The organism is Streptomyces viridiviolaceus (genome assembly GCF_014650995.1).
Lineage (GTDB): Bacteria > Actinomycetota > Actinomycetes > Streptomycetales > Streptomycetaceae > Streptomyces > Streptomyces viridiviolaceus.
Genome location: NZ_BMWA01000151.1, coordinates 1 through 502, shown reverse-complemented (window position 1 = coordinate 502; position 502 = coordinate 1). Strand labels below are relative to the sequence as shown.

General features: G+C 34.7%; 1 protein-coding gene. It reads left to right on the top strand.

Going from position 1 to position 502, the window contains the following annotated elements; genetic code table 11:
• Positions 1 to 463 (top strand): hypothetical protein (locus IE260_RS43605; RefSeq protein WP_189881057.1); only part of this gene is annotated, 463 nt, incomplete at its 5' end.
• Positions 464 to 502 lie beyond the last annotated feature (39 nt).

Genomic DNA, 502 nt, shown 5'->3' with positions numbered 1-502 from the left:
AATCACTCAAATTTATAATGAAGTGCTAGAGAGTCCTAATAACATAGCCTTGCAAAAAAGATTGAAAGAAGTCGCCCCAGAGTTGTATGACTTGTATCAGTTCGCCAGAGCGAGTGAGAGAAACGATGCAAACGAGTTTAAAAGGCTTTCGCAATCTTCTAATGGAATCGTTAAAACATTTGCCAAATATTCTTACGCATCGCTCTCTAGAGATAAAAACTTGCTTGAAAAAAGCCCCATTCTCAAAGAAATGAGCGCTTTACAAGAAGTGAACTTGTTGTATGAAGAAAATTCTAAAGACGCAATTAAAAAAGCGCATCAAAGTTTATCAACTATCCCTCTAAGTTCTTCACTCTATGCTATAATCTCTGTTTTAAAACATTATGGAATGTTAGAAGATATTCAACAAAACCCTTCCAAACCAACTAATCTAAAAAAAGAAACCATTCAAGGAACGCATTGATTTGATGAACAAACCATTTTTAATCTTACTCATAGCCCT